At 67.9% G+C, this 9,276-nt stretch carries 7 protein-coding genes and 1 pseudogene; 7 read left to right on the plus strand and 1 reads right to left on the minus strand.

What is annotated here, in order from left to right; all coding sequences use genetic code 11:
* The first annotated feature begins 6 nt into the window (after window positions 1–6).
* From CSC78_RS12880 to CSC78_RS12910, 7 genes are all read left to right on the plus strand, one after another.
* Window positions 7–885: an alpha/beta hydrolase gene (locus CSC78_RS12880; RefSeq protein ID WP_238391272.1), complete on the plus strand. Its 879-nt coding sequence runs from the start codon at window positions 7–9 to the stop codon at window positions 883–885.
* A gap of 57 nt (window positions 886–942) precedes the next feature.
* Window positions 943–2,517 (plus strand): tetratricopeptide repeat-containing sulfotransferase family protein, encoded by a 1,575-nt coding sequence (locus tag CSC78_RS12885; protein ID WP_162338264.1) that lies wholly within the window; start codon window positions 943–945, stop codon window positions 2,515–2,517.
* Window positions 2,518–2,636: 119 nt separating this feature from the next.
* A complete protein-coding gene (locus CSC78_RS12890; RefSeq protein WP_162338265.1) occupies window positions 2,637–6,299 on the plus strand; it encodes a methylmalonyl-CoA mutase family protein in 3,663 nt (1,220 codons plus the stop codon).
* Between the two features lie 69 nt (window positions 6,300–6,368).
* Entirely contained in the window at window positions 6,369–6,896 is a 528-nt protein-coding gene (locus tag CSC78_RS12895) for a Pvc16 family protein (RefSeq protein ID WP_162338266.1), read from the plus strand.
* A gap of 147 nt (window positions 6,897–7,043) precedes the next feature.
* A complete protein-coding gene (locus CSC78_RS12900) occupies window positions 7,044–7,325 on the plus strand; it encodes a type II toxin-antitoxin system RelE/ParE family toxin (protein WP_162338267.1) in 282 nt (93 codons plus the stop codon).
* Between the two features lie 22 nt (window positions 7,326–7,347).
* Window positions 7,348–7,638 carry a HigA family addiction module antitoxin gene (locus CSC78_RS12905; RefSeq protein WP_162338273.1) on the plus strand — a complete coding sequence of 97 codons (291 nt, stop codon included), beginning with the start codon at window positions 7,348–7,350 and terminating at the stop codon, window positions 7,636–7,638.
* Between the two features lie 53 nt (window positions 7,639–7,691).
* Window positions 7,692–8,045, plus strand: a complete 354-nt coding sequence (locus CSC78_RS12910) for a TonB C-terminal domain-containing protein (RefSeq protein WP_162338268.1) — start codon at window positions 7,692–7,694, stop codon at window positions 8,043–8,045.
* A gap of 802 nt (window positions 8,046–8,847) precedes the next feature.
* Here the strand turns inward: CSC78_RS12910 and CSC78_RS12915 are convergent.
* Window positions 8,848–9,276, minus strand: a pseudogene (locus CSC78_RS12915) (type II toxin-antitoxin system RelE/ParE family toxin); the annotation flags it as partial.

Below are 9,276 nucleotides of genomic sequence, written 5' to 3' on the forward strand. Positions count from 1 at the left end.
TCATGGATGCTGTCGCTGCTCAACGCCCGCTTCGCCGTCGGCAGCTGGCTCGCGCCGCGCAGCACGCTGGCAAGCGCCTTCCACCTGTTCTGCACGCCCATGCCGGGTGCCCGCACCCGTGCCCGACAGGCCGAGACCGGCGGTGCCCGGATCGGCGAACTCGCCTTCGGCCGCGAACGCCTCGCCACCTACACCTGGGGCGACCCTCAGCGACAGCCGACGGTGTTGCTGGTGCATGGCTGGTCGAGCTTCGGCCTGCGCTTCCTGCCATGGGTGGAACCGCTGCGTCGTGCCGGCTACGCGGTGGCGACGTTCGACCAGCCCGCGCATGGCCGCAGCAGCGGACGCCGCGCGACCCTGCCGATGTTCGCCGAGGCCGCCCGCCGCGTCGCCGACAGTCTCGGTCCGTTGGCGGCCATCGTCGGCCACTCGCTGGGTGGGGCCGCTGCAGCGATTGCGATGGCGAACGGCCTGCAGGCCGAGCGCGTGATCCTGCTCGCACCCGCGGCCGATCCCTTCGACGCCGCGCGTCGTTTCGGCGGCATGGTCGGGCTGGCGCAGTTCCTCAGTCGGCGCCTGTTCGACGAATACCAGGAGCTCACCGCGCACGACATCCGCGACCTGCATGCGCAGGCCACCGCGCCGCGGATCGCGCGGCCGGGGTTGATCGTGCACGACCTGGAAGACACCGATGTGCCGTGGTGCGAAGGCGAGCGTTACGCGCGCTACTGGCCGCAGGCCACGCTGCTCAGCACCACCGGCCTGGGCCATCACCGCGTGACCATCGCGCCGGAAACGCTGGATGCGTCGCTGCGCTTCCTGCGTGGCGAAGCCGTCGGCCAGCGCGTCGTCTCGACACGCGAGCTTCCGTTCGGCCTGGCATAGGGCAGAGGGTGGATGGACGCTTGATAGACTCGACGCCCCTCCGCTTATCCGGTCGCCATGTCCATAGATCCACTGCTGGCCTGGCGGGACGCCGAACACTTGCTTTCGTCCGGCCAGCCGGGTAGGGCGCGTGAGCACTATCTGGAACTTGTCGAGATCGACGGCTGGCAGTTGCCGGCCGCGTTGCGGCTTTCTACGCTATCCGCGCGGTCGGGGCGCTTGCGTGAGGCTGTCGCGTTCGCACTCCGAGCCGCGGCATCAGCCAAACGAGAGGAGGATGTCGCGCTTCTGGAGGCGTTGACCAGGCAGCTGTTCGATCTCGGTGAGATCGAGGCGGGTCTCGCATGCCTCCGCGCCCACGCGCTGGAGGCGACCTCTGACCCGGACGTGCTGCGCAGCTTGGGTCAGATGTTGTTGTCGCAATCGCTCCCTTTGCTGGCCCAGAGATTTCTCGATCGGGCCCAACGCGTCAGTGACGGGGGCGCGCCCGCAGACTATCTGGCCGGATTGGCTGCGTTCTACAAGGGTGAGGAAGCCGCAGCCGAGCTGGCATGGGAGGCGGCCCTGCGGCGCAACGCGCTCATGCCTGCCGTCCACCGCCTGCTGTCGAAATTGAAGCGCCAAACGCCGGCACTCAACCATGTCGATCGACTGCGTGCGGCGATCGCACGCCTGCCCGATACGCACCCCGAGGCAGCCTGGCTGCACTACGCGCTGTTCAAGGAACTCGACGACTTGGGCGAGGTTGAAAGCGCCTGGCAGGCGCTGTCGCATGGCATGCGGGTCCGGCGCCGTCAGGTGGTCCACGACATGGATGCCGAAGCCCGCCTGTTTGAACGGCTCGCGCGGTCACCGCCGTCGGCGTTGTCCGGTGGGCCGCCCACCCTCGACGCGCCCACGCCGGTCTTCATCGTCGGCATGCCGCGCTCGGGAACGACGCTGCTGGAGCAGGTGCTCGCGCGCCATCCGCAGGTCCAGGACGCCGGCGAACTGCGTGACCTGCTCTGCCAGTTGCGCTGGGTCTGCGATCGGATCGGTGGACCACATCTGGATGAGGCGCTGTGCGCCGCCGCCGAGGTCGCCGACATGGCGCTGCTGGGCCGGCGCTACCTGGAGAAAACCGCTTGGCGCGCGGAGGGGCGCGCGTTCTTCACCGACAAGATGCCGACGAACTTCCTGCTGGTGGACCACATCGCCCGTGCGTTGCCGCAGGCGCGCATCCTGCACATGGTGCGCGACCCGATGGAGGTCTGCTTCTCCAACCTGAAGGAACTCTTCGTCGACGCCTATCCGCATACCTACGATCAGCAGGAGATGGCGGCGCACTTCATCCGCTACCGCCGCCTGATGCAGCACTGGCATGCCCGGCACCCCGGCCGGATCCTCGACATCGCCTACGAAGACCTGGTGCGTGCTCCCGAACAGACCGCTCATCGCGTGCTCGATTTCTGCGGCCTCGCCTGGACACCGGACGTGCTCGCCAGCGCGCCGCGTGCGTCCGCGGTCGCGGTCGCGACCGCCAGTGCCGCGCAGGTCCGCGAACCCATCCATACGCGTTACATGGGGCAGTGGCGGCGGTACGCGCATCATCTGCAGCCCTTGCAGGCCGCGTTGGCCGATGCCGGCGTCTGACCCGGCTGGATACGGCGCCGTATCCAGCGTCCGCGGTGGTCCACTGGTGTGCAATTGGTGAGGTCGTGACACGCGAGCGGCTACAACCCCGCGTCTGTCCGCACTGCCAGTGAGTCCGCGTGAGCACACCCGCCAGCCAGTTTCCCGCCGCACAGGCCGACGCCACGCCGCTGCGCTTCGTCACCGCCGCCAGCCTGTTCGATGGGCACGACGCGGCCATCAACATCATGCGCCGCCTGATCCAGAGCGAGGGCGCCGAAGTCATCCACCTGGGCCACAACCGCAGCGTCGAGGACGTCGTCCGCGCCGCGTTGCAGGAAGACGCCGACGGCATCGCGCTGTCCAGCTACCAGGGCGGCCACGTCGAGTACTTCAAGTACATGGTCGACATGCTGAAGGAGCGCGGCGCCGGCCATGTGCGCGTGTTCGGCGGCGGTGGCGGCACCATCACCCCGGAAGAGATCGCCGAGCTGCAGGCCTACGGCGTGGAGCGCATCTACCACCCCAACGACGGCATGAAGATGGGCCTGGTGGAAATGATCCAGGACGTGGTGGCGCGTGCGCAGCACGCGCGGGAATCGGGAATGGGGAACGGGGAATCGCCGCATGCCGCCAGGCCCGATCTCCATGACGAGTCCGCCATCGGCCGCATGATGTCCGCCATCGAGGATGGCGTTTTCAATGAGCAGGAACTGGCCAGGTTGCGCAAGCAATGGGCCGCCGCCGGCTCCGATTCTCCATTCCCCACTCCCCATTCCCGCGCGGGTGGAACGCCCGTCATCGGCATCACCGGCACCGGCGGCGCCGGCAAGTCGTCGGTCACCGACGAACTGATGAACCGCTTCCTGTCGTGCTTCCCGCAGATGCACATCGCGGTGATCTCGGTCGATCCCACCCGCCGCCGCACCGGTGGCGCGCTGCTCGGCGACCGCATCCGCATGAACGCGCTGCGCAGCGAGCGCATCTACATGCGTTCGATGGCCACGCGCCGCCAGCACGTGGCGACCAACGCGGTGCTGAAGGACTGCATCGCGTTCCTGAAGTCGCTCGGCTTCGACCTGGTGATCGTCGAGACCGCCGGCATCGGCCAGAGCGATTCGGAGATCGTCGACCTGGTCGACTTCCCCATGTACGTGATGACCAGCGACTACGGCGCGGCCAGCCAGCTGGAGAAGATCGACATGATCGACTTCGCCGAGCTGATCGTGCTGAACAAGTACGACAAGCGCGGCGCCGAGGACGCCCTGCGCGACGTGCGCAAGCAGTGGAAGCGCAACCGCGTGGCGTTCCAGACGCCGGACGCCGAGGTGCCGGTCTATCCCACCATCGCCAGCCAGTTCAACGACCCCGGCGTCAGCTGGATGTTCGCCAACCTGTGCCGCCTGCTGCGCGAGAAGCTGCAGCTGCCGGCGGAGAAGTGGACGCCCGCGCTCGATACCGAGCTGAAGGAGCCGCGCGCCACCGTGCTGATTCCCGGCAGTCGCGTGCGCTACCTGGCCGAGATCGCCGAGCAGGGCCGCGGCATCAACCGCCGCATCGAGACGGAAGCCGCGACCGCCAGCCGAGCGCAGCATTACTGGAATGCGCTGAAGGATCTTGAGGATCCTGCGCTGCCGAAGGCGTTGGAGTTGTATGCCTCCGACAGCCTCCTTCCCCTGCTTGCGGGGGAAGGTGCCCGAAGGGCGGATGGGGGCGCGCGCGATGACGCAGGCCCCCATCCCAACCTTCCCCCGCAGGCGGGGGAAGGGGCAGGGCAGGTGGACCGCTCGTTGCTGACGCTGCGCCAGCGCTACAACGACGCCCTCCAGTCGCTGTCCTCCGAGGCGCTGAAGCTGCTGCGCGAGTGGCCGGCGCGGCACAAGGCGGTGACCGACCCTGTCAACGAATACCAGGTGCGCGGCAAGACCATCCGCATCGAGAACTACCGCGAGTCGCTCAGCCACCAGCAGATCCCGAAGATCGCGCCGCCGCCGTACCAGGGCTGGGGCGAGCTGCTGACGTTCCTGCAGAAAGAGAATCTCCCCGGCAGCTATCCGTACACCGGCGGCGTGTATCCGTACCGCCGCACCGGCGAGGACCCCATCCGCATGTTCGCGGGCGAGGGCCCGCCGGAGCGCACCAACCGCCGCTTCCATTACCTCAGCGTCGGCCAGTCGGCCGCACGCCTGTCCACCGCCTTCGACAGCGTCACCCTGTACGGCGAAGACCCGGCGCCGCGCCCGGACATCTACGGCAAGATCGGCAACTCCGGCGTCAACATCCCCACGCTGGACGACATGAAGAAGCTGTACTCCGGCTTCGACCTGTGCGCGCCCACCACCTCGGTGTCGATGACCATCAACGGCCCGGCGCCGATGATCCTGGCGATGTTCATGAACACCGCCATCGACCAGCAGGTGGAGAAGTACCTGCAGGCCGACGACGCGCGCTGGGCCGAGGCGAGCGCGAAGATCGATGCGTTCTTCGAAGGCCGCCCGCGCCCGCAGTACCACGGCGAGCTGCCGCCGACGAACACCGGCCTGGGCCTGGGCCTGCTCGGCATCACCGGCGACCAGCTGGTCGACGAGGAGACCTACGCGCGCATCAAGGCCGAGACGCTGGCCACCGTGCGCGGCACGGTGCAGGCCGACATCCTGAAGGAAGACCAGGCGCAGAACACCTGCATCTTCAGCACGGAATTCGCCCTGCGCATGATGGGCGACATCCAGCAGTACTTCGTCGACCACGCGGTGCGTAATTTCTACTCGGTGAGCATCAGCGGCTACCACATCGCCGAGGCCGGGGCGAACCCGATCAGCCAGCTCGCTTTCACGCTGAGCAACGGCTTCACCATCGTCGAGTACTACCTGGCCCGCGGCATGAAGATCGACGACTTCGCACCCAACCTGTCGTTCTTCTTCAGCAACGGCATGGACCCGGAGTACACCGTCATCGGCCGCGTCGCCCGCCGCATCTGGGCACGCGCCATGCGCGAGCGCTACGGCGCCAACGAGCGCAGCCAGATGATGAAGTACCACATCCAGACCTCGGGCCGCTCGCTGCACGCGCAGGAGATCCAGTTCAACGACATCCGCACCACGCTGCAGGCGCTGTACGCGCTGTTCGACAACTGCAACAGCCTGCACACCAATGCCTACGACGAGGCGATCACCACGCCGACGGAAGAGAGCGTGCGCCGCGCGGTCGCCATCCAGATGATCATCAACAAGGAGCTGGGACTGAACTTCAACGAGAACCCGTGGCAGGGCAGCTTCGTGGTCGACCAGCTCACCGACATCGTGGAAGAGGCGGTCTACAAGGAGTTCGAGGCGATCAGCGAGCGCGGCGGCGTGCTCGGCGCGATGGACACCATGTACCAGCGCGGCAAGATCCAGGAAGAGTCGCTGTACTACGAGCACAAGAAGCACGACGGCAGCCTGCCGCTGGTGGGCGTGAACACCTTCCTGCCGCGCGAGCACGGCGGCGAGATCGCCACCGAGATCGAGCTGATCCGTTCGACCGAAGAAGAGAAGGGCCAGCAGATCGCCAACGTCCGCGCCTGGCAGGCCAGCCGCAACGCGCTGGCACCGGAAGGCGAGACCGACCACAGCCACGCCTCCGCGCTGGAAGAACATGCCGAGCCCGACGTGCACGACGGCCACGGCCTGGCCTACCTGCAGCGCACGGCCCGCGAACGCCGCAACGTGTTCGCCGCGCTGGTGGAAGCGGTGAAGACGCACAGCCTGGGGCAGATCAGCCACGCGCTGTACGACGTGGGTGGCGAGTACCGGCGGAACATGTAATCGGACTGTCCATGACGTTGGCGACGGCCTGCAACCCGACGAGGAATCGCAATGGCATCACCTGAGGTCATGGCGCTGGTCACGGACGCGCTTCGCGGGCAGCTGGTGTCCGCGTTGCCGTCGGGCGCACACGTCGTCCTTGGCGCGCCGTCTGCGGATGCGCCCGTGACGGTGGGCGTGTTCGTGCATCCCCTGCGGATTGCACTGTCGAGCGCCCGGCGCAACGCGCCGGATCGACGCGTGGACGACGTGGCCTTTCGTCATCCACTGGACCTGGACGTGGATTACCTGATCGCCGGGCTGGGCGATGAGGCGCTGGCGGAACTGGCCTTGCTGGACGCGACGCTGCAATGGGCGGCCGAGCATCCTGTCCGCACGCATGACAGGATGAGCGAGGGGCTGTCGCAGCCCGAGCGATGGGCCTCGCTCGCCTCGGGATCGTTGACGGTGCGCTGGCGGGTACTGGACCTGACGCTCGAGCAGGCGGCGTCGATCTGGACTGCGGCCGGCATGCGGCAACGGGCGGGCCTGTTTCTTCGCGCCGAGGTGCAGTGGCGGTCAGGGCAGGCGTCATCGGGGCCCATCATCGGGCTCTAGTGCCCGGGATGGCCGCGTAGGGAGGGCTCAAGCCCTCTCCACGGCATCGCACGCCTGCCGTTCGACGCCCACGCCGCGCCTGTTCGCCGCGGAGGTCGCCAGCTATGACGGATTGCGTCATATGTCGGTCGGCGTTATGGTGGTCCCGTGATCCGGAACTTCATCGACAAGGAAGCCGACAAAGTCTGGAAAGGCACGCCTTCGCGGCGTCTGCCGGCCGACATGCAGGCTGTTGCGCGGCGCAAGCTGCGCATGCTCAACAATGCCGCCACGCTGGACGATCTGCGTGTTCCGCCCGCGAACCGGCTGGAGGCACTGAAAGGCGACCGAAAAGGCCAGTACAGCATCCGGATCAACGATCAATGGCGTGTCTGCTTCCGCTGGAAGGACGGCGACGCCCATGACGTGGAAATCGTTGATTACCACTGAACTCCATGAGAAGCGTTCGTTCATGAAAACCCTGCCCAACATCCATCCCGGCGAAGTGCTGCTAGAGGAGTTCCTGCTTCCTCTGGGCGTCAGCCAGAACGCGTTGGCGCGCGCGGCCGGGGTGCCGCCGCGTCGCATCAACGAGATCGTGCTGGGCAAGCGCGGCGTCACGGCCGACACCGCGGTACGGCTGGCGGCGGCGCTGGGCACCAGCGAGCGCTTCTGGCTGGGTTTGCAGGCGGACTATGACCTTGAGGAAGCGCACCGCGTCCTGGGGGATGCAGTCGCCCGGATCGAACGGATCGCAGCTTAGTGGCGCTGCCGGCCTTGTTCCGACGACGCGCCTGTGCAGGACCGGCGACTGCCGTGCGCCATGTCGTGATGGTGCTGCTCGTTTTGCTCACCACGTCGGCCTACGCCCAGCCCGTGTCCGAAGACGCCGACCTGCACCGCGCCTATTCGCAGGCGGTGCGGCAGGCCATCCGCACGCACTGGACGCCGCCGGACGCCGGCGTCACCGGCGCCTGCCCGGTATTGGTGCGCCAGTTGCCGGGCGGCGAGGTGCTGCACGTGGAGGCGCATCACGGCTGCGCCTTCGACGAGGCGGGTCGGCGATCGGTGGAAGACGCGGTGTGGGCGGCCAGTCCGTTGCCGTACCACGGCTACGAGCGCGTCTTCGCGCGCGAGATGCGGGTCACCGTGCGCGCCGACGGCGAGTGAGTGGCGCGGTGGCTTTCCCTCTCCCCGCAATCGCAGGGAGAGGGAGCAGCGCATTCGCGTAGGGCGGGCTCAAGCCCGCCGTCTTGATCTGCGATGGCGGGCTTGAGCCCGCCCTACGGCAATCGATGCCTTCCACCGTCATCCCCGCGCAGGCGGGGATCCAGTGCCTTCAACGCATCGAAGCAACGTCACTGGGCCCCCGCCTGCGCGGGGGTGACGAGTCATGCAGGAGGCATGGGCGTTTCCCTCTCCCTGCGAAGCGGGGAGAGGGTGCCAACGGCGGGTGAGGGGCGAACGGAGTGGCGGAGATGTCGGCGCCCGGGTCGTTACCGCGCCCGGCCCCTCATCCGCGCCCGTATCGCGTACGGGGCTGGCTCTCCGTACACCTTCTTTCTGCAGTGCGAGGAGAAGGAGAAAGTGCATTCACGTAGGGCGGGCTCAAGCCCGCCGTCTTGATCTGCGATGGCGGGCTTGAGCCCGCCCTACGGCAAGCCGCGTCCTCCATCGTCATCCCCGCGCAGGCGGGGATCCAGCGCCTTCAACGCAACGAAGCAACGTCACTGGGCCCCCGCCTGCGCGGGGGTGACGAATCATTCAAGAGGCATGGGCGTTTCCCTCTCCCTGCAAAGCGGGGAGAGGGTGCCAACGGCGGGTGAGGGGCGAACGGAGTGGGAACACGTCGGCGCCCGGTTCGTTACCGCGCCCGGCCCTCATCCGTTGCTTCACGTAGGGCGGGCTCAAGCCCGCCGTCCAGATGCGCGATGGCGGGCTTGAGCCCGCCCTACGACATCGCGGGTGCCGCCTACCTGTACGCCCCCGGCCCGCGCCAGATCAGTTCGCCGCGGCGGTAGATGCGCATCACGTCCACCACGTCGCGGGCGTCGCCGATGGTGTCGAGTTGGGGGTCGCCGGGTTGCACCAGGCGGCAGCCGCCGGAGCCGCGGGTGGCGACGATCTCAAGGGCGCAGACCATCAGGTCGCGGCGGCCGGGCAGGGGGAAGGAGATTTCCTTCATGCCCTGGAGCTGCCATTCGGCGATCTTCCGTTCGTTGCGCACGTCGTAGTAGATCTGGTGGCCGTCCACTTCCATGCTGGGGCCGGCGTTGTTGTCCTGGCCGCGTCCCTGGCTGCGGCCGGTGCCGACGGTGGCGCCCATGTTCTCGGGGGCGGTGTCCTGGGGCAGCATGCCGGGCGGTTGGCCCCAGCGGCTGTTGCGGCGCCAGGCGGGGGT

Origin of the sequence: Pseudoxanthomonas japonensis (assembly GCF_010093445.1) — a bacterium.
Classification (GTDB): domain Bacteria; phylum Pseudomonadota; class Gammaproteobacteria; order Xanthomonadales; family Xanthomonadaceae; genus Pseudoxanthomonas_A; species Pseudoxanthomonas_A japonensis.

What these genes read in the sequence shown, in the direction of transcription:
- CSC78_RS12880 (WP_238391272.1), top strand. Translation starts at nt 7, where the DNA reads ATGCTGTCGCTGCTCAACGCCCGCTTCGCCGTCGGCAGCTGGCTCGCG.
- CSC78_RS12885 (WP_162338264.1), top strand. Translation starts at nt 943, where the DNA reads ATGTCCATAGATCCACTGCTGGCCTGGCGGGACGCCGAACACTTGCTT.
- CSC78_RS12895 (WP_162338266.1), top strand. Translation starts at nt 6,369, where the DNA reads ATGGCGCTGGTCACGGACGCGCTTCGCGGGCAGCTGGTGTCCGCGTTG.
- CSC78_RS12905 (WP_162338273.1), top strand. Translation starts at nt 7,348, where the DNA reads ATGAAAACCCTGCCCAACATCCATCCCGGCGAAGTGCTGCTAGAGGAG.